The sequence below is a fragment of the Allochromatium humboldtianum genome, from assembly GCF_013385175.1.
GTDB classification, from domain to species: Bacteria; Pseudomonadota; Gammaproteobacteria; order Chromatiales; family Chromatiaceae; genus Thermochromatium; species Thermochromatium humboldtianum.
This window is the reverse complement of sequence record NZ_JABZEO010000002.1, coordinates 131,012-149,702: the sequence shown is the minus strand read 5'-3', so window position 1 is coordinate 149,702 and position 18,691 is coordinate 131,012. Positions and strand designations below refer to the sequence as shown.

Genomic DNA, 18,691 nt, shown 5'->3' with positions numbered 1-18,691 from the left:
GACATCGATGCACACCGCGACCCCGCCCCTGTCCGATCGGCTCAAGCCCCGGATGTCGGCCTGGCTACTGCTTGCGCTTGCGCCCGTGGCGATGGCCGACGGCTCGCCCTGGTATCTGCGCGGCGGTCTGAGCTGGGTGACATCGAGCCATGAGCATCTGACCGACGAGCACTGCGCCAACCACAGTCCGCCGGCCCTCTTTGGCTGCTCCCTGGGGTCCGATGGCCGGCCGATCGGCGCCTATGGCCGACTCGACGACGCGCTGGGCTGGGATCTGGGCGTGGGCTATCGGCTCTCGCCCATCTGGCGTCTGGAACTCGGCTATGAGCGGGTTGCCGACCGGAGCTTTTCGGGCGACGCCAATTTCCTCTCGGTGCCGGGGGCACAGCCGGTCACGGGCGATCTCGATACCGGGCTGCTCCTGGCGCAGGTCGTGGCGGATATCGATGTCGGTTGGGAACGGGTGGTTCCCTGGGTGGCCGTGGGTGCAGGTTGGGCCAGGCATGAAATGGATCGCATGACCTATGGCTTCCCTGGACTGGCCCCCGGAGCCGTGACGGTGACCGCCGACGGTGAGCGGGATCAGTTCGCCTGGCGGGCGGCGGTTGGTGTCGGCCTCCGCGTCGATCCGCGTTTCACGGTCGATCTGAGCTGGAGCTATACCGATCTCGGCTGGATGGGCACGGAGGCGGGTGCGGCGACGATCGTGCGTGCGCGTGGGACGCGCACCCTGGAGATCGACGGCACGGAGGCGGCGATCCGAAATCAGGCTGTTCGCTTGGGGATGCGCTATCAGTTCTGAGCGGAGCGTGCGCGGACGACTTCGACCGGCTTACGCCGGCACCACACAGGGATCGTTCGCCTCATCGGAAGACGTGAACCCATGACAGCTCGATTCGATGGCATGGCGTCCGGGTCGGCTCACTCACGGCCGGACGACATCGCCCGCACCATCCGCAGCACGCCGCGCCCATAGGCGCGCGCCACGGCTGCGTCCTTCCAATGATGGTAGCGCCCGACCCCCAGCTCCAGATCCCCCGGAGCCGAGGCGATCGCCTCGGCCAGAATGCCAGCGGCGATCTCCAGATTCGTGCGCGCCTCCAGCAGCTGAACCGGATCGGCGACTTTGTGGCCATGCCAGTGCAGGTTCACCTGCATCAATCCCACATCGATCGCCAGCGGCGGATGACGGGCCGTCAGCCGGCGTAAGGCCTGTTCGGCCTCAGCGCGCGAGCGATAGAACTGCGGCCCGTCGGGACCGCGCAGCGTATAGGGCCAGGGGGCCGAGCGACGCGCTCCGGCGCGCCGCCGACTCTCCTTCAGGGCCACGCCATAGAGCAGCACCGGATCGAGTCCATGCCGTGCGGCCACCTGCGCCCAGACCGTGCCCTGTAAAAACGGCGCTGTGGCCACCTGGCCGGAACCGGCCGCACCGCTGGTCTGGAGTCCCTGGGCATGGGCGTGCAGCGGTGACGGCGCCATGACGACGGCGGCGGTCCCCAGCAGCCAGCCCGCGTTCAACCAGGCCGCCCGCCGCCGGCCCCATCGGTCCCGAAACGTCATCGGATGATCCTCTCCTGTCGCTCAACCTCAAAGCCCCGAGCCTATGACAACGCGCGGCGCGGTGCCTGCAACAACGGTGACTGGCACGCCAACCGTTTCCAGACCCAAACCGGATGGGCACGGATTCACCGTTTCGCCTTGAGAAACGACACCGGGGCGCGTCAGGATGTGGCCACCGCCTACCGTCCAACCGGTCTGGAGCCATCGATCCGCCATGACGCCTGATCCTGATGCCACCCCCAATGCCACCCCCACCACCGAGCACGCGGCCCCTCTCGCCGACGACACGCCCGCCCGGGGTTCCGACCCCAACGCTCAAACCACCCCGCGCCAGACGCGGCGTCCGTATCGCCACAGCCGCCCGGTCTTTGATCGCCCGGTGCGCATCCACAGCGAGTACGCCCGCCGCCTGGTCAGTGAGCGTCAGTTTCGCCCGGCGATGACGGCCCTCTATGGCCTCGACGTCATCCTGCGTCTCATCGCCACCGAGGCCGAAGCCGATCAAGTCGAAACCGTGATCGCCACCCGACTGAGCGAGCTCAGCCAGGAACTGGTGGCCGAACGCGAACGCCTGCACGCCGAGCTGGAGCGCTATGACCTGCTGGCGGTGCGTCCCCGCTACACCCAGCCGATCGATCTGCGCGTGCAGATCGCCTCGCCGCACATCGGCGCCTACACCAATCTGATCCTGGAACTCGATCAGCTGATGATGGCCATCGATACCCTGTGGCTGTCGGGCGTGCTCTCCAACAAGGAGCACACCGAACGCCAGATCGCCTGGCGCAATCGCCTCGGCGCGGCCGGACAGAGCTTTATCGACCTGCACCGCTACGCCTATGCCGAGGCCGAGCGCCGGGGTCAGCGCGAGGCCGTCGACCGCGAATCCCGCGCCGGACTCCAGGGGTTCGATACGGATGAAGAGGAATCGGAGGAGCCGGAGGCGGACTGATCCGGCGGTCGTCAGTCAACAACGGTTACACCGCGCCTCACCGTTCACGGTTCCAGCCGCACCGGTCAGCCGCTAGGCTGCCTCCCGCCCCACATCCACTTCACGAGGAGAGCTGGTGATGGAACGACACGCGCCATCGGCCTTTATCCTGCACTACGTCACGCGCCACATTCATGACGGCAACTATGACCTGGCTCTGCAATTGGGCTTCGACTGGGAAGAGATTCGGCTCCTGGAGTCGCTGTCGTTGCAGGAGTTCCATTGGCTGGAAACGCGCAGCGCCCAGTTCATCGCCTGCGAGGTCCGCGTCGATCATCCGCACGCGCGCCAAACCCTGCGGCGGCTGGCCGAATATCGACAGGCCCTCGACCTCCAGAACCGTCTGCTCATGGCCGGCGCCCCGCGTCACCTGATGGGCCAGCTCTATGGCTGGACGCCGCTACAGTATCGCAATCAGCGCAAACGACTGCGGCTCGACGACGAATATCCCAACGGCGGGCGTCCGGCGAATCCGACCCTGGCCGAGGAGGAGACGATTCTCGGCCACTGGGATCGGCTCGCCGAGTTGGAGCTGGCCGAGCGCTATCTGGAGACGGCGCGCGCGTCCGGACTCAGTGTCCGGCAGGTGTGCCGGGCGCTCAGTCTGCGCGAGGAGCGGGAGGCCGACATCCTCGAACGGCGCCCCGCGATCCGCTGGCGCCCGGATGACGGCGCCTGCACTGCCATGATCGACCGTTTCGGTGTCTGAACCACAGGCTGCTCACCTGCCGGCGGCGCTGCTCGCCCTGGCGCTGGCGCCGGTCGCACCGCAGGCCGGGGAGAGTCCGCGCTTCTACGATCGCCAGGCCGAGGGCTGGTTTTGGTATCAGCGCGATCCCATACCGCCCTCCCCGACCGACCCCGAGCCGCCGTCCACGTCCACGCCCGCGCCGCCCACACCTGAGCCGCCCACGACCGCCGCGTCCGCACCGCCGGACCCGGCCCCACTCTCGGCGGCCTGGCTGCGCGCCAACCTCGAACACTATCGGCTCCAGGCCATCGACGACCCGACCCCCACCAAGGTCGCGCTCTATCTCTATTTGCAGAAGCTCGCGCTCGACAAGGCCTCGCGTTTCACCGAGACCTTTCAGCAGGTGGTGCAGAGCGATCCCTATCTCGACGAGACCACGCGGCGTCCGGTCGGCACCTACGCCAATCTGCTCAACCGCGTGGCCGGTGAGCAGCGTGAGGCGCAGCTGCGCGCACTCGCCGGCGACGTCGGGATCTGGTTCTTCTATCGCGCCGACTGTCCGTACTGCACGGCGCAGGCGCCGGTGCTGGCGCGTCTGGCCCAGCGCTTGGGCTTGACCGTGCAGGCCATCGCCCTCGATGGACAGCCGCTGCCCACCGGGCACTTCCCCGACTTTCGCGCCGATGCCGGTCAGGCCGCGCGTCTGGGCGTCGTCTCGACACCGGCGCTGTTTCTGGTGCGTCCGCCCGACGGACTGGTGCCGCTGGCTCAGGGACTGCTGTCGCTGAGTGACCTGGAGCAGCGCCTGCTGCTGGCCGCGCATACGGCCGGCTGGATCGAGGCCGCCGACTATGCCCGCACCCGTCCCCTGGTCACGGACCTGAGACTGGCCCCGGCGTCCGAACACTTCACCGAGATCCCCGCCGATCCGGAGACGTTCCTCGCGCGACTGCGCCATCACGCTCAAGACCGCGACCCAGCTCCGGATCCGGCCACGCCCGATATCACTCCACCCACGGCCCCCTGAAGGAGGTCTCTCCCATGTCTGATGGTCACGGTCGCTCCCGCTGGCCGGTCATTGCCGGGTTGCTGCTTCTGAGCGCCACCACGCCGGTGCGCGCCGATCTGAGCGCGCAGATGGACCAGCTCTTTGGCAGTCTGGTCAATGTCACCGACCCCACCGCCCACTGGGGACAACGCCGTGGCGTGCTCTCCGGCGGCTCGGTCGTGGCGCGCCACCGGATCGTCGATGTGCATCCCGTCGCCATCGTTCCGCCGTCGTATGAAGCCGGGTGCGGCGGCATCGATCTGTTTGGCGGCTCGTTTTCCTTCATCAATGTCGAGCAGTACACCAACCTGCTGCGTTCGATTGCCTCCAATGCCGCCGGCTATGCCTTCCAGCTCGCCCTCACCACCATGGCCCCCTCGGCCGCTGAGCTGATCGAGCAGCTGCAAAAGAAGGTCCAGCAGCTCAATGCGCTCTCGGCCAATTCCTGTCAGCTCGCCCAGGGGCTGGTCAATGACGCCGCCTCAGCCCTGACCGGCAAGCGCCATGGCGAGGCCAGCCTGATGGCCGATCTGTTCGAGCTGGGCGATGTGTTCGAGAACCGCTCGACCGTCACCGGCAAGGGGCCGCTGGAGACGGTCTATGACCAGATCCCGGCGCAGGCGGCCACGCAGTTCGAGGGCAATCTGGTCTGGAAGGCACTGACCGATCACTCGGTACAAACCTGGTACAGCCACGGCGACAAGGCGCTCCTGGAAGCGCTGATGAGCCTCACCGGCAGCCTGATCGTTGGGTCAGCCGACGGCGGTCTGCAACCGAGTGCCGACGGCGGTAAGAATCTGCCGACCACCTATCTGGAGGCCACCCTCAGCGTCAGCGACCTCCTACATGGGAGCGGTGACAGCGACCTGACATCGGTCGTCCTCTGGCGTTGCGCCTCGCTCACGGAGTGCCGCACGCCGACTCAGGAGCGCGTGACCCTGACCGGCTTGATCCCGCGCGTGCGGGCGCTGTTGATCGGCGATGCGACCCGGACCGGCCTGATCGAGAAGTTCAAGCGGGGTGTGGAGACGCTGACGGCTGAAGAACTGAGTTTCATGGAACAGGCCCCCTGGGGGCTGGGGGGCGCCATCCGCACCCTGGCGCGTCAGGAACCGGGGCTGGCCCTGGCCTTCGCCGAGCGCGCTGCGCCCATCATCGCCGTCGAGCTGGTACAGGGGCTGGTGCGCGACATGCTCAACAGCGTGCGCCTGAGCAGCCGCACCCTGCAACACACCCATGCCACTGAGTTGATGCAGCACCTGGCGGCGGTACGTGCCGACATCTGGGAGGAGTACGACATCCTGGCCGCGCGCTACGGCCATCCCCAGGCGCTGCTGGAGAGCTACCGCCATCTGCTCGCGCTCTACACAGCGCCGAGCTATCTGGACGTGATGCAGCCGACCGCCACCACCGGCCACGCGGAGACGCCCTGACGATGTGGACGATCTATTCCATCGGCGATCCGGTGTTCCTCCAGCAGGTGCTCAATGCCGTGGCGATGCTGTTCGGGTCGGCGGATTTCCTGCAATTCGTCGCCATCGGCTTTTTGATCGGACTCCTGATCATCGCCGTCCAGGGGCTGATCCAGGGGGCGCAGAGTATCCGCTTCCAGGGACTGCTGGTGTCCTTTCTGCTCTACGCCCTGCTGTTCATGCCGACCGTCTCGGTCAGTATCGAGGGGGCCTATTCGGGCACGGTGCGCGTGGTCGACAACGTGCCGCTGGGACCGGCCGTCGTCGGTTCGGCGGTGTCGAATCTGGGCTATGGCGTGACCCGCTTGTTCGAGCAGGTCTTCACCACCCCGACCCTGACCGGACAGGGCTATGTCGAGGCGCTCCAGGTGCTGGCGACGGTGCGCAAAACCGCGCTCTCGCGCCTGACCACGGGCGAGGCCAACAGCCCAACGCCGGGGGCCGATATCGAGCAGTCCTGGATCAACTATGTCGCCGATTGCGTGCTCTACGGCGTCGACCGCCAGATCAACGGGGCCGGCCTCGATGCCATCCTCAAGGCCACCGACCTCGATGCGGCGCTCCAGACCCCCATCGTCACCGGGACGACCGAACTCCAGCTTGGCCCGACACGCCAGATCCTGACCTGTGCCGAGGCCTACCCCCAGCTGCGTCAGGTCACGACCACGGACTTTCTGCCGAAGTTCAAGCAGGCGCTGGCCACCCGGCTCGGCGCCTCGACGGCGACGGTGGACACGCGCGTCACGGGTGCCTTAACCGCGCTGGCACAGGACACGGTCGATGCCCAGCAGTACATGGTGATGGCCGCCCTGCTGCCGATGTTCGAGAAGGGAATCGTGCAGCATTACCGCCACCTCGGCGATCAGGCCGCCGCGACCCAGACCAGTCAGGCGATCCAGCAACGCAACAGTCAGTGGGCCACCGAGCAGAATCTGTTCATCGCCATCATGCAGCCGATGATGGTCTACTTCGAGGGCTTCATCTTCGCCGTCGGACCCTTCATGGCATTTGCCATCGGACTCGGCCCGCTGGGGGTGCGGATGGTGGGCAAGTACCTGCTGTTCGGACTCTGGATCCAGTTGTGGATGCCGATCCTGGCCATCTCCAATCTGTATCTGATCCTGACCGCGCAGCGTGCCTTCGAGGCCCTGGCCACGCAGAACGGGGCGCTCCTGCCCTCGTTTCGGGCGCTGTACGAGACGGACTTGCTGCTACAGAGCTATCTGGGCACAGCCGGGATGCTGATCGCCTCGACGCCGGCGATCAGTCTGATGCTCATCTACGGTAGCGCGATCACGGCCACCCATCTGGCCGGACGTCTGCAGGGCGGTGATCACATCAACGAGCGACTCACCGCGCCGGATGTGATGCAGCCGAGTGCCGCCGGCACTGTGGGACCGCTGATGCAGACCACCGCACTCGGCGGCACCCATGCCCCCGGCGCCCAGAGTCTGGTGTGGTCGTTCAAGGCCGGCCAGTCGGCCCAGGCGCTGGTGCGCTCAGCCGAGCTGACCGCCGTCCAGGCCCAGGAGAGTTTCCAGAGCGTCTTCGGGCAGTCCTTCGCGCGCTCGGCGGCCGCCTCCCGGCAGACGGCCACCCAGTATGCGCTCAGGCAGACCTTCGAGGCCTCCTATAGTCAGGCGGATGCCGCCGTGCTGGCCAGTGCCGAAGAGTTGTCGCAGCGCTTCGGCGCCTCGGGGGTCAGCCGCGAGGGACTGGGCACGCTAATCAGTGCCGGGTTGAAGGGCCGGCTGGCCGGGGCGAGTCCGTCGGCGATCGGGGCCGATCTGGCCGGCCACATCCGGCAGCACTATGACGTTTCCGCCAGTCAAGCGCAGGAGATGGCGCAGGCGATCGCCCAGCGCGTCACCACCGATCAGCAGCTCAAAGCCGCCTTCAGTGAGGGACTGGCGTCCGATATCGCACGCCAGCATGGCGAGAGCTATACCCAGGGACTCAATCAGAGCGACAGCACGCAGCTGACGCGCAGTGCGCACAATGTCCTGAGCACATCGCGCTCCTATGAGCAGGCCGCCACCCTGGCGCGCTCCATCGGCACCGACGCCAGCTTCAACGCGATCGAAACCTCGGGCCTGTTGCTGGCCAATCCCGCCCTGATGAACCGCCTGGAGCAGACGCTCGAACGCTTTGGCTTGTCCGGCGATGTGGCGCGTCAGGCCGATGGGCTGCTCGCCGGTGGTGTCGTGGGCCATCCTGTCCAGGCACGGGCCATCGCCGGTCTGGGGCTACTGCTCGGCTTCTACGGCGGATCGCGCGCCGATACCCTGACCCCGCACGAGAAAGAACAGGCGCACGCGGCGGCCATGGGTCTCTATTCGAGCCTGCTGGGCGTGCGGTTCCCCGAGGGACTCGATCCGCAGGTGCAGGCGGCCCTGGCGACACAGGCGCCGGCGCTCGATGGCGTGCGTCAGGAGGTGATGAACGCGGGCGTGCAGGACGTGCGCGATCCGGTGGCGGCCGGTTTGCAGCACCACCAGATCAACGCCGACGGCACCATCACCCGCGTGACGTCCGGCCGGGAACAGGTGCAGGACTTCGGCGCCGGCGCCCGTCAGGCCGTGGCCGATCAGGGTGTGCGCCACACCAACCAGCTGCGCCGGGAGCAGGCCGAGGGGCTGGCCGACAGGCTCGCCGAGCGGGCTGGGCTACCGGCTCCCGTGGCCCGCGCGGCCCAGGAGCAGGTTGGCGGACTTCTGATCCAGCTCGGGGAAGAGGGAGCTCTACTGCGTGCGGGTATCGGTGATCTGGCCGGACAGGGGGCGCGGCAGGCCGCCGCCGCCCTGGCCTATGGCCAGGCCCTGGTGGACGGCCAGGGATGGGAGGCGGCCCGGCAGGCCGGGCGTGAGGCCGCCGGAAGCGACTCGGTCTGGGAGAGCGCCCGCGAGGCGATGATCGAGACGCGACTGACCGCCGTGGCCGGGCATGGGCTGACACCGGCGCAAGCGGAGCTGTACCGCGCGACCACCGAGACCAGCCTGTTTGCCTTCGTCCCCAGCGAGGCGCAACGGGCGGCCCGGGCGCGCGTGATCGACGAGGCGCCCTCCCCGGCCGTCGGCGCGCAGATCGCCACCCTGATCGAGCGCTCGGCCGGCAGCCGTGAGGAGACGGATCTGCGGCTGATCGGCGCCTACAACCAGACCCAGCCACTGTTTCAGTCCAGCCGGACGCCGACCCCGGTTGGGGAGCTGGCCGCCGAGGTGCTGCCACCCGTCACAGTGACGCTACCGAGGGCGAGCGCTTCAGGCGGGGAGGACGGAAAAAAAAACGCTAGCGCCCAGCCGGGAACCGGAATCGGCGGTTTGCCGCTCCGACATTCCAATGTGACTGGAGGCGCGTTTGGGCAGATCCTGGATCTGATTGCCGCCCCGGAGTCGCACGGCAACTACAACGCCTGGTATGGACAGGTCGATCAGCAGGGAGTGGTGCTCGATCGTCTCACCTTCGACGAAGTGCGCGCCCTTCAGACGCACCTCCTGGCCGATGGACAGGGCGGTTCGGCGATCGGCCGCTATCAGTTCCTGCCGGACACCCTGGAGGATCTGCGCCGCCAGTTGCAGCTGACGGGCGAGGAGCCCTTCACCCCGGCCCTGCAGGATCGTCTGGCCTTGCGGCTGTTACGCGAGTCCGGCGTCAACGACTGGATCGCCGGTCGTCTCGACGCGGCCGGCTTGGCCCACAACCTCTCACGCCGCTGGGCCGCCCTGCCCAAGGATGCCTCCAACCTCAGCTATCACGCGGGCGTGGGCGCCAACGCCGCGCATGTCGAGCAGGCCGAGGTGGTGGCGGCGCTGGCCGCGATTCGCTCCGGCGCGTCGACACCGTTCGCGGCTCCAGCGCCCGCTGCCGGCCCAGGTGTCGTGCTGTCGGCGCCGTTGCAGGATCCGGAACACTATCCCGTAACCTCGGCGTTTTCACCGGAGCGCCGGCATCCGGTCACGGGGCGTCTTCAAGCACATCGTGGGGTCGATCTGGCCACACCCATGGGTACGCCGCTTTTCGCCCCAGCCGACGGCTTTGCGCGCACCGGCTATCAGGAACACGGCGCCGGTCACTTCATCGCCCTCCATCATGGCCCGGAGGGCGATCCGGGGAAGGTCGAGACCAAGTTCTTCCATCTCTCCGGGATCCTGGTCGAGCCGGGGCAGCGTGTGCGTCAAGGCGATCTCATCGGGTATACCGGCGACTCGGGCTTGGGAACCGGTCCGCATTTACACTACGAAGTGTGGCGCGATGGTCGGGCCGTCGATCCGCGCACCGATCCGCTGATGCGCTGGACGACCGCCGCCGGCACTACGGATTGAATAATCCTATTGAAAAAGGATTAGCATTGTTCACGGCCCCTCGCTCAGCTATGATCCTAAGAAAAAAGGATCAATGTATGCGCACCGTCAAGGCCACACCCCTCCCAGCGCCACTCATCACCCACCCGCAACAGCTCGGCGCCCTGGTGCGCGCGGTGCGCACGGCCTCGGGTCTCACGCTGGAAGAGACGGCACTGAGCGTCAAGGTCGCCAAGCAGACCCTGCAAAACCTCGAAACCGGAACCGGCACGGTGTCGCTGGCACTGGCGTTCAAGGTGATGAACGGGTTGGGGATTCGCCTGACCTGGCAGGCGCCGCCGGACGCCGGCGGTCCCGGAGGCACGGATGCGGCTTGAGGTCTGGCTCGACCAGGAACGGGTCGGCACGCTGGCCTATGACGCCACGCACCACCGTTTTTCATTCGCGTATACGGACGCTTGGTGCGCCCGCCCGGCGGCTTATCCGCTGAGTCCTGCTGCCCGAGGGTCAGGCCCTGGAAGAGGCGGCACGCGCCAACCGCGTCTCCAAAGGCAATCTGGTTGGTCTGCTGATCGCGCTGGGGCGTGAAACGGCGGGGGCTCTGCGTCTGGTGCTCCCGGACAGTCCGGGTCGGGATCAGGCCCACAAACGCTTGTTGACTCCGGATGAACTCGCCCACCGTCTCCGCCAGCGTCCGCATGTCCCCTTCACGGTCTGGGATGGCAAGGTGCGGTTGTCCATCGCCGGTTTTCAGGACAAGCTGGCAGTTCTGGTGGAGGGCGAGGACTGGTATCTGGTCGAAGGCCCGGACTTGGCGTCCACTCATATCCTCAAGCCTGATCCCGTCGATCCGCGCCTGGCCGGTCTGACATCCAACGAGTTCTTCTGCATAATGCACAGATCAGGCACGATCCTATGAGACGGGTTCGGGCATAGATGGCGCGCACATGGCCAGCCATGTCTTCACTTGCAGAATCGTCTGCTGATGCCCATCTGCGGCTTGAACTTGTGCTTCATGCTGTTGGCGCAGCGGCAAAACGATCTGTGTTTCAACTTCAGCCAGAGCCTGCATCGCCGCGTCCTGAATAGCCGCAATTAGGGCGCTGGCGATCTCTTCGATCCATTGCTGTCTCTGCAGTGCAGCACGCTGACGTTCGGTATTGTGCTGATGCTGTCCGTACTGCGCTAGGCCGATTTCCAAGACAGCTACACCGGCCTGAATCCAGGGCATGGCCTTTCCAGCCCACTTCTCCAGCGTTGTCTCCCAACGTCCCTTGAGCCACGGAATCTTGGCTGCACGCCCAGCTTTCAATAATTCGAGAAGGTGTTCCTTGCGAATGGCACGCACACCTGTGAGGGTCAGTTTGCCAACAGACTCCAGGATATCCTTGGTCAAGTCATATTCTGCATGGCTAGCTGGATCCGCCGTGACCCGTGTCGTGCGCAATCTGTCCACCAAACGGTTAGCTTCCGCATAGAGCGGGACCAGTTCCGCCTCCAGCCAGCCAGCCATGTCTTCCGCCACGCCTGCGGCCAGCTCGGCTAAGCGGGCTTGTAGCACATCGACTTGTCCCTGACTCTGGTCCAATGCCGCCCCAATCTGCGGCTGCAAGGGATAGATCATGGTCGCCAGCCGGTTTTGGGTGCGTTCGGTCAACCAACGCAGACGCTGCTCCAGTTGCGCCAGATCCTCTGCCGAGCGGGTCAAGGCTTCCTGGGGAGCACCATTCGCTTTCAGCGACGCCAGCAAGGGTTGCAGCAGCTCGCGCTTGATGTCCGCTTGAATCTGCGCCACAGGCGGATGCTCGCGTTCACAGGCCTCCAGCCACTGCTCCAGGCGTGTGCCGACATCCTCGAGACCGGATTCACGCACAAAGACGGCGCTGGATTCCAAACGGCCGCGCAGCGCAAGCCTCGCATTCAGCAGTAATACAGGCAAAGCAGCGATATGCGCATCGGGCACTTCCCGTCGAGCCGCTTGGGTCAGCAGAACATCCAGCAGGCGGGCGCGCAGCGCCTCGGCTTCCTCGATCTTTGCATACTGATGATTAATCAGCAGGATGACCGGGCGCCTCTCGCCGAGCAGTTCGAACAATCGATCATAGACATCTGCACAATCCTGGTTGCCCTCGCGCACCACAAACAAAATCCGTTGAGCCGTGCGCAGTGTTTCTGCCGCCACGGATTCGTGTTCGACCGGCGCATTGACGCCTGGGGTATCCAGCAGAATCCGTCTCCCCCAGTCGTACTCGGCGGTGCGCAATGTCGTGGGGATATCGCCCACCGGCGCCTCTTCACGACCCAGCAGAGCATTGACCAACGTGCTCTTGCCCGCGTTGTAGGCACCAAAGACGAGTAATCTGGATCGCCGATCGTGCAACGCTTGGCGCAAGGTGTCCAGAGTGTCCAAACGCTGAGGCAGAGACGCCTGCAGCAGTGGCCTCAGTGCATCGAGTACGAATTCCAGAGCGGAGGCGGTCATCATGCTGCATCTCCCACAGGGGTCAGTTCGGTGGCTTCAATCGGCTCAATGAAGCGATCGACAAGTGACTGCATTTTGCTCAAGCGCCCATCGAGCGCCTCCAGCTCGGTGCAGACACGGCTAATCTGTGTATCCATCAGGTTTAGGATTTCTGCTTGCAACAAATCTTCGATGCGGGTCTGCAACTCGAAATAGTCGACGCCGACGGGAAGGCGGAGGGTTTCCTGGGTGAGGGCAAGGCGGCCGATGGCAGTTCCCACCAACCCCCCGATCAATCCGCCGACCACCATGCCGAGCGGACCACCGGCGGTGCCGATGACCGTGCCCAGCTTGGCGGCACCGTAGACACCCAGCGCGGTACCGCCAGCCCCCGCCGCGGCCGCCAGACCGGCTCCCCGCTGCTGCTCAACGTTGATGAACCGCTCGGTATAGCCGCCGAAACGACCGGGATCGAGATCGATCAGAATGGCTTCAGCCTGAGTTTCGTAATCGGACAGGGCATTGAGCAGATGCGTCTGGCTAATTGTTGCGAGCAACGTCGACAGTTCCTGCGCGACGGCCTGCACATCCTGGCGTTCCTGGTGGCGACGCAGCACCGCCGGCAGTGCGCCGATCATTTCCACCAAAACCGCTTCGGACATCGGACGGGTCTGGCGGCCTAACCGTTCGATCGCCTGTCTGCCGGCTGAGCGCAAGTCCTCCAAGGGCGGTAAGACCTTCGTGCGCAGTGATAAATACAGAACGTTTTGTAGATAATCTTGGTAGATCTTCAACGGCTTTTCGCGTTTGTATTCCAACGCGCTATCGGCGAGTCGGCATAGTCTTTGGTACAAACGCTCGAAACCGCTCTCCTCCAGCGCAGCTGGCGTGCAGCCCGCTTCACGTGCGCACTTTACCGACACCGAGACGGGTTCCTCCAACAGAGAAGCCACGCCTTCGTCGTTGAGCTTGCAGCGTGCCCGTGTCAGTACATCCTCCTCCTGTCCCAGGCGCCGCGCCGGATCCTTATTCACCCAACGATCATGGATTTCACCATCCACCTCCATGGGCTCATTCACATCACTTTGTGTCAAAAGGATCTGAATCGGCTTGCCACTCTCAGCGGCGGTGCGCAACACATCCAGTTCTTGGGTTTCACCAGGAGCCCCTGAGCTCGTCACCAGCAGCGCTGCGTCGGCGGCTACTCTAAAACGCTCGGTCAAGGCGTGGTTCGCCTGGGTGACCGACAACATGCCGGGGGTATCGAGAACAACCAGGGTCTCACCCAGTTTCACACCCTGGATATGCGCGGTGTTCTCCGTGCATGAGGTCTCAAAGGGGCCTTCCAGAGCGACTTCATGCCCGTTCTCGATTCGGAACCGCTGAGCCGGCAGACCGTGGGCGGCAAAACGCTCGACAAGAAAGTTCAGCAGCGTGCTCTTGCCGGCATTGACCTTGCCATAGATCAACAGAATCAGCCGATCCGCCATGGAGTCGCTGAATTGGCGTCCCAAGGCACCTTCACCCCAGTTTTGGGTCGCTTGGTGTATGGCATCCGCGACGGCTTGCTCAAGCTGTCGCCCACTACGCTCCAGCATCGGGCCCTTGCGCGGCAACGCTGTAACCGCCGTTTGCAAAGTCTGCTGCATGGCCTCGGTGCGATGATTGAGTGCATCGAGCTGCGTCTGTATCGCCTCGCTGACACAGACAAATTCACCGACAGCTTTGATCCAACGTGTTTCTGCGGTTGACTCCATCGTGGTCATGCCAGTCTCCCTGTGAAATCAATGTTCGGGGTGGTCAATGGGTTTGATATGCGAGCGCAAGGTTTTCAGCAGTGCGCTGTACTCGGCAACCGATTGCTCCTCGGCCTTAACGGCGAGCTCGGCATGCTGAATAGCGGGTGAGGCGCGCGTCAGAGCGGCCCATACGTCGGCCTCCAGTGTTTTCCCGTCCACCAAATGGCTTAACAGCTTGGTTTGGTGGTTTGTGTCGAGCGCAATCCGCTGACTCCGTAGCCAAGCCTCGGCTTCGGCCTGGATCTTGTGGCGAATTTGCTGCTCTCGTGCCTCACGCTGACGTTGCTCAGCATCCCTGTTATGGCTGGATGACGACGTGTCATCATCGTTCATTTGGCTGATGCTATAAGCAATGGCGGACACCACGGTCGCACCAATCGCCAAACCAGCCCAAATAAGAGGAATCGGCATCAGATGTCTCCATAGAATTGACAGAAAACAATCCTGTTGATTTGGCGGTTAGCCGCGAATTTCTGTCGCAATGCGGTGTTGCAATTGCGCAAATTGCTGCTGTAAGACGTTGTGAGTAGCTTGGGCCCGAGATTTAGCCTGCTCATGCCGGGAGTACGCTTGATCCAACAGGTGACTGACGTGTTTAGCAACTGTGCTTACTAGAAGCGCGCGCTCGCACTCTCGAATCCGTTGTGTCTGGAGAACGGCGCTGGTGATTGCAGTGTGCAGTGCGACTAAATTGCCAAGTTGCACGAGTGCGGGCATCTTGTTTGCAATGCCACGCTGATGACTGCTGGCGGAGACGGCCACAATGTGTGCTTCAGGAACTTGCTGAGACACAGCACGAATCACCTGCTCACGCTCTGCTACGGGTTGATTGGCGATCCGTGTCAACACGAGCACGGTCGGACGCCCGGTTGTAGACTGCTCATCAAGCAATTCGCGCATCAGGGCTAGTTCGCTCGCATCCAGTTCACCTAAATCTATAGCGTGTATGAAAAGACGCACATCGGCCTGACGGCGTGCGGCCTGCATGGCACGACGATCATCATCACCCGCCACATCCGCATCCAGGCCCGGCGTATCCATCCACTGGATACCCTGATGCATCTGCACTGATATTCGGCGGGTTTCACGTTGATCGGACACCGCAAAACAGTCCTCACCGATCAAGGCATTCAGCAATGAACTCTTACCGTGGTTGTACTTGCCCAGGACGGTGACTACCGGCCATGTTGCCTCGTTCAATTCTGATAGACGCTCGATTTCAGCGCAGTGATGCGGCGCGATTGCCGTCAGGCGGGCCAGCGTTGCCGGGCAAAGTGTTGACATGCGGATGTACTCCTTGTCAGTGGTGAAGAGGACGGATCAGTGCGCGTAAGACCGCTGGCACGCTTAAGCGAAGGCTGTTGATGCATTATTTCAGCGGCGTATCTCCACAGCGCGGACAGGTTTCAATCTGTTCACCGACCCTGAGTGCAGCACGGCGTGAAGCGACGGTTTTCGACCCAGACCCACTTGGGCTAGCCGCAGAGCCTCGAACAAGGGCAGGTAATCCATCTTCGTCGTTGCGTCATTCATGATCAGGGCACCGGTTTGGCAGAGATACCCAGACAACGCAACGGAACAGGAAATTTTCAACCATGGCGTCCCTGCACATGCAGGCCACGACAGACCAAGTCGAGCAGACCCTGCGTAACTGGCTGAAGGGGGCCGAGATCGGCGCGCTCAACGGCGTGATTCCGCCTAAGGTCACCGAGCAAGCGATGGAGCTGTCGCGTCTGAAGAGCCAGGTTGAGATCCTAAAAAACCCTCCCCCGGGGCGCGCCCAATGCCATTAACTTAAGGCCGTCCGCCGATAGGGTGCATGAAATCTGGGCTTGAGCTTACCGGGGTTTTGACGCGGGAATTGGCGATCTGGACGTACAGCCTCGACAGCGGACGAGAGGTTGACGAAGAGCATGGTAAGGCGCGATTGAGTGACGTCGAGCCGCGAAGCGTGCGAGCGGAACGAAGTGATACCCCGCCCCTTGGGGCAGGGACGTTCATTTTTATGATACACAGGATAAACATAAAATTATAAAAATCAATGACTTAAATATTTGCGTGTAATGCGATAGGTCAGGAGCTTATCCACGACACGATTCACCATGACGGCTCATCCACGTCGCCCGTCCCGATGTCGCGCGTACTGAGCGCCTGCCCGATCAGGGCGAAGCGCCGCTCAATCTGAGCGATGTGCGACTGAACAGCGCGCAGACGCGATAACTGGGGTTCAAAGTCGGCAATCAGCGCCTTCTCCCAGTCCGTGACACGCCCAAAGGCGCTCGGTCGGTATCGATGGCTGATGCGCCCATCCTTGTCCTTGCCACGCTTGAGGTACTGGGTGCGCCGTTTGCCGCGCACGCGATACCACTCGATCTGAAAGCGTCCCGGTGCCGACCCCGCCGTTCGCCGCACTCTCAGCCCGATGCTGCCACGCTCGCTGGCCGGGCGTGCTCGCCGCTCCCGGAGCATGGCCTCGGTGAAGGCGCTCGTCAGCACCCTCGCCTCCTCTTCCAGAACCCCCAGGATTTCGATGCAGCGGGTGGAGAACTGGGTTTCCAGATCCGCGAACGCCTGTGTGGCCTCGTGCAGCCGGATCTGAGGGTCGAGGGTCGCGGTGCGCATGTGTGACCCGTCGTGATCCGATGTCGTCATTTCCACCACTCGGGCGCCTCCAGACGATGTTTCACCCAATCCAGCCGCTCTCCCCCTGTTTCCACCCTCCTACCGGGGTGGAAACAGGGGTTGCCGCCACCCAGGGACTCGATCACGACTGTGTTTCGCCCCCCGCTCCCGCCCCTTCACGGGCCGGTTCGAGCCGGTCATCGTGGAGCACGCTGTCTGGGCCGGCCAGGCTCGGCGAGTATAGGCCGCGCCCCCGACGCTGTCGGCCCAAAACCGTAAGTCGCCCAGTTACCGTTGTTGACTGACGCCTCCGGCGTCCTGGCCTAGGATGAGCGCCGACTCGACAGCAGTGCTGTCCGTCGTCACTCGGCCCGTGGGTGTCGGACCGGCCATGGACGCCTTTCGACGGTGCCCTGACTGGTATTGACACCGATCGACACGGCCCTGACGCCGGATGGACAGCGCGCAGACACCTGGTGCTCAGGACAGACTCACCCCAACGGAGCGACCCGCGATGCACGACGGCTCAAGTATTCCGCCATCCGCCGCCGCTTTTCTGCAGGCCCTGGCTCAGAGGCAAAGCGCGGCCTCATCCGGAGCCGGCGCCTTCATCAAGACGCACCGCACCTTGATCCTGGCTGGGCTGAATGCCGGCTATTCCGTCGCCCAGATCCTGCGTGGTCTCAAGGCCCTGGGGCTGTCACCGCCCATGAGCGAGCGGCAGTTCTATCGCCACGTCAAGGCGCTCCAGCAGCGGCCGGCCCTCAGTGTACCGTCGGCCCCAGTGACGCCCCGCACAGCACCGAATCCCGCCATCCCTGCCGGACGCGCCATGGTCACGGGACCGGAAAGGCCATCCGCCGCGCGTCCGGACGGCACACGGCCAAGAACATTCGACTGGGCGCCGGAGACCGACCTTGACGACCTTCGGTAAGCCCGCCCCGTCCGAATCCGGAACGACCGGTCATTGGCTCCGGAATCCCTCACGATCATGACAGCATGCGTTTTCAGAGGATCTCCAGCATGTCTCAGTTGTACATCACACTCCAGGCCAAGGGCGGCGTCGGCAAGAGCTACGTGTCCTCGATCCTGGCCCAGTATTTTCTGCACGCCGGCCATCCGGTGCGCTGTATCGATACAGACACCACCAACCCCACCCTGCTGCGCTATCAACCATTGCGCAGCGAATACCTCAAGCTCTCCGAGGAGCACGTCATCAATCCGCGCGCCTTCGACCGTCTGGTCGAGACCCTGGCGGCGGCCGATGACGCCACCCACTTCGTCGTCGATGTCGGCAGCAACGGCTTTCAGCCATTCATGGCCTATGCCGTCGAGAACGATCTCTTCGCGGTGCTGGAGAGCCTGGGGGTGCAGGTGACCATCAACTCCGTCATCGCCGGCGGCCCGGATGTGGCCGAGACCCTGAGCAGCACCAAGGCCGTGCTGGAGCACACCCAGGCGCCGACCCTGATCTGGCTCAATGCGCATCTGGGCGCCCTGGAATACCGGCACTGCCCGATTGCCGAGCTGCACCTGTTCAGCCCGTTCGAGGCCCGGATACGCGGCTGGGTGACGTTGCCGCGTTACCCGGCCACCACCTTCGGTCAGGATGTCGAGCAGATGTTGCGGCAGCGCTGGACCTTCGACGAGGCGATCGATCGTCTGACACTGATGCCGCAACGACGCCTCCAGCGAGTCAAACAGGATCTGTGGTCGCAGCTGGAGCGCGTGCGCTGGACGTGAGTT

Annotated in this window: 17 protein-coding genes and 1 pseudogene; 12 read left to right on the top strand and 6 right to left on the bottom strand. The window is 64.2% G+C overall.

All coding sequences use genetic code 11. The features are described from left to right. Window positions 1-7: 7 nt before the first annotated feature. Entirely contained in the window at window positions 8-802 is a 795-nt protein-coding gene (locus HW932_RS03130; RefSeq protein ID WP_176975042.1) for an outer membrane protein, read from the top strand. A 119-nt stretch (window positions 803-921) separates the two neighbouring features. Here HW932_RS03130 and HW932_RS03125 read toward each other — a convergent pair whose 3' ends face one another. Next, window positions 922-1,563, bottom strand: coding sequence for a transglycosylase SLT domain-containing protein (locus tag HW932_RS03125; RefSeq protein ID WP_176975041.1), 642 nt, complete (start codon window positions 1,561-1,563; stop codon window positions 922-924). Window positions 1,564-1,777: 214 nt separating this feature from the next. Here HW932_RS03125 and HW932_RS03120 point away from each other — a divergent pair, with 214 nt between their 5' ends. The 8 genes and pseudogenes from HW932_RS03120 (at window position 1,778) to HW932_RS21750 (ending at window position 10,982) form a co-directional block, all read left to right on the top strand. Further along, on the top strand, window positions 1,778-2,512 hold the full coding sequence (locus HW932_RS03120) for an AcaB family transcriptional regulator (protein WP_176975040.1): 735 nt from the start codon (window positions 1,778-1,780) through the stop codon (window positions 2,510-2,512). A gap of 118 nt (window positions 2,513-2,630) precedes the next feature. Further along, window positions 2,631-3,260 (top strand): STY4526/YPO1902 family pathogenicity island replication protein, encoded by a 630-nt coding sequence (locus HW932_RS03115; protein WP_176975039.1) that lies wholly within the window; start codon window positions 2,631-2,633, stop codon window positions 3,258-3,260. Further along, window positions 3,253-4,269, top strand: coding sequence for a conjugal transfer protein TraF (locus tag HW932_RS03110; RefSeq protein ID WP_176975038.1), 1,017 nt, complete (start codon window positions 3,253-3,255; stop codon window positions 4,267-4,269). The genes HW932_RS03115 and HW932_RS03110 overlap by 8 nt, the downstream gene beginning before the upstream one ends. Window positions 4,270-4,283: 14 nt before the next feature. Beyond that, window positions 4,284-5,723, top strand: coding sequence for a conjugal transfer protein TraH (locus HW932_RS03105; RefSeq protein WP_176975037.1), 1,440 nt, complete (start codon window positions 4,284-4,286; stop codon window positions 5,721-5,723). 2 nt (window positions 5,724-5,725) lie between these two features. Beyond that, window positions 5,726-10,084: a conjugal transfer protein TraG N-terminal domain-containing protein gene (locus HW932_RS03100; protein ID WP_176975036.1), complete on the top strand. Its 4,359-nt coding sequence runs from the start codon at window positions 5,726-5,728 to the stop codon at window positions 10,082-10,084. A gap of 77 nt (window positions 10,085-10,161) precedes the next feature. Beyond that, the gene (locus HW932_RS03095) at window positions 10,162-10,440 is read left to right on the top strand and encodes a helix-turn-helix domain-containing protein (protein ID WP_176975035.1); all 279 of its coding nucleotides are present in this window, start codon (window positions 10,162-10,164) and stop codon (window positions 10,438-10,440) included. Then, a pseudogene (locus tag HW932_RS22155) lies at window positions 10,430-10,613 on the top strand (HipA N-terminal domain-containing protein); the annotation flags it as partial. The gene HW932_RS03095 and the pseudogene HW932_RS22155, both read left to right, overlap by 11 nt. A 102-nt stretch (window positions 10,614-10,715) precedes the next feature. Then, window positions 10,716-10,982, top strand: a complete 267-nt coding sequence (locus tag HW932_RS21750) for a hypothetical protein (protein WP_246296636.1) — start codon at window positions 10,716-10,718, stop codon at window positions 10,980-10,982. On the opposite strand, the gene HW932_RS03080 is transcribed toward HW932_RS21750, so the two are convergent. The 4 genes from HW932_RS03080 to HW932_RS03065 are packed head-to-tail and all read right to left on the bottom strand — an operon-like array spanning window position 10,977 to window position 15,607. After that, window positions 10,977-12,548: a GTPase gene (locus tag HW932_RS03080; RefSeq protein WP_176975033.1), complete on the bottom strand. Its 1,572-nt coding sequence runs from the start codon at window positions 12,546-12,548 to the stop codon at window positions 10,977-10,979. The two genes, HW932_RS21750 and HW932_RS03080, sit on opposite strands and share 6 nt — an antisense overlap. Further along, window positions 12,545-14,290: a GTPase gene (locus HW932_RS03075; protein WP_176975032.1), complete on the bottom strand. Its 1,746-nt coding sequence runs from the start codon at window positions 14,288-14,290 to the stop codon at window positions 12,545-12,547. Before HW932_RS03075 ends, HW932_RS03080 begins: the two co-directional genes overlap by 4 nt. Window positions 14,291-14,308: 18 nt before the next feature. After that, window positions 14,309-14,734 carry a hypothetical protein gene (locus HW932_RS03070; RefSeq protein WP_176975031.1) on the bottom strand — a complete coding sequence of 142 codons (426 nt, stop codon included), beginning with the start codon at window positions 14,732-14,734 and terminating at the stop codon, window positions 14,309-14,311. A gap of 48 nt (window positions 14,735-14,782) precedes the next feature. Then, complete coding sequence (locus tag HW932_RS03065) at window positions 14,783-15,607, bottom strand: GTPase (protein ID WP_176975030.1); 825 nt, start codon at window positions 15,605-15,607, stop codon at window positions 14,783-14,785. Between the two features lie 311 nt (window positions 15,608-15,918). On the opposite strand from HW932_RS03065, the gene HW932_RS03060 reads away from it, so the two are divergent. Then, window positions 15,919-16,116 (top strand): hypothetical protein, encoded by a 198-nt coding sequence (locus HW932_RS03060; protein WP_176975029.1) that lies wholly within the window; start codon window positions 15,919-15,921, stop codon window positions 16,114-16,116. 304 nt (window positions 16,117-16,420) lie between these two features. Here the strand turns inward: HW932_RS03060 and mobI are convergent, their stop codons facing one another. Then, window positions 16,421-16,945: a conjugative transfer protein MobI(A/C) gene (mobI, locus tag HW932_RS03055; protein ID WP_176975028.1), complete on the bottom strand. Its 525-nt coding sequence runs from the start codon at window positions 16,943-16,945 to the stop codon at window positions 16,421-16,423. A gap of 514 nt (window positions 16,946-17,459) precedes the next feature. On the opposite strand from mobI, the gene HW932_RS03050 reads away from it, so the two are divergent. Both HW932_RS03050 and HW932_RS03045 read left to right on the top strand, forming a co-directional pair. After that, on the top strand, window positions 17,460-17,879 hold the full coding sequence (locus HW932_RS03050; protein ID WP_176975027.1) for a hypothetical protein: 420 nt from the start codon (window positions 17,460-17,462) through the stop codon (window positions 17,877-17,879). 89 nt (window positions 17,880-17,968) lie between these two features. Beyond that, complete coding sequence (locus HW932_RS03045; protein WP_176975026.1) at window positions 17,969-18,688, top strand: P-loop NTPase family protein; 720 nt, start codon at window positions 17,969-17,971, stop codon at window positions 18,686-18,688. Window positions 18,689-18,691 lie beyond the last annotated feature (3 nt).

Excerpts from the sequence above, each read along its gene's own strand:
- HW932_RS03130 (WP_176975042.1), top strand. The coding sequence starts at position 8 with ATGCACACCGCGACCCCGCCCCTGTCCGATCGGCTCAAGCCCCGGATG.
- HW932_RS03125 (WP_176975041.1), bottom strand. The coding sequence starts at position 1,563 with ATGACGTTTCGGGACCGATGGGGCCGGCGGCGGGCGGCCTGGTTGAAC.
- HW932_RS03120 (WP_176975040.1), top strand. The coding sequence starts at position 1,778 with ATGACGCCTGATCCTGATGCCACCCCCAATGCCACCCCCACCACCGAG.
- HW932_RS03115 (WP_176975039.1), top strand. The coding sequence starts at position 2,631 with ATGGAACGACACGCGCCATCGGCCTTTATCCTGCACTACGTCACGCGC.
- HW932_RS03105 (WP_176975037.1), top strand. The coding sequence starts at position 4,284 with ATGTCTGATGGTCACGGTCGCTCCCGCTGGCCGGTCATTGCCGGGTTG.
- HW932_RS03100 (WP_176975036.1), top strand. The coding sequence starts at position 5,726 with ATGTGGACGATCTATTCCATCGGCGATCCGGTGTTCCTCCAGCAGGTG.
- HW932_RS03095 (WP_176975035.1), top strand. The coding sequence starts at position 10,162 with ATGCGCACCGTCAAGGCCACACCCCTCCCAGCGCCACTCATCACCCAC.
- HW932_RS03080 (WP_176975033.1), bottom strand. The coding sequence starts at position 12,548 with ATGATGACCGCCTCCGCTCTGGAATTCGTACTCGATGCACTGAGGCCA.
- HW932_RS03075 (WP_176975032.1), bottom strand. The coding sequence starts at position 14,290 with ATGACCACGATGGAGTCAACCGCAGAAACACGTTGGATCAAAGCTGTC.
- HW932_RS03070 (WP_176975031.1), bottom strand. The coding sequence starts at position 14,734 with ATGCCGATTCCTCTTATTTGGGCTGGTTTGGCGATTGGTGCGACCGTG.
- HW932_RS03065 (WP_176975030.1), bottom strand. The coding sequence starts at position 15,607 with ATGTCAACACTTTGCCCGGCAACGCTGGCCCGCCTGACGGCAATCGCG.
- HW932_RS03060 (WP_176975029.1), top strand. The coding sequence starts at position 15,919 with ATGGCGTCCCTGCACATGCAGGCCACGACAGACCAAGTCGAGCAGACC.
- mobI (WP_176975028.1), bottom strand. The coding sequence starts at position 16,945 with ATGCGCACCGCGACCCTCGACCCTCAGATCCGGCTGCACGAGGCCACA.
- HW932_RS03050 (WP_176975027.1), top strand. The coding sequence starts at position 17,460 with ATGCACGACGGCTCAAGTATTCCGCCATCCGCCGCCGCTTTTCTGCAG.
- HW932_RS03045 (WP_176975026.1), top strand. The coding sequence starts at position 17,969 with ATGTCTCAGTTGTACATCACACTCCAGGCCAAGGGCGGCGTCGGCAAG.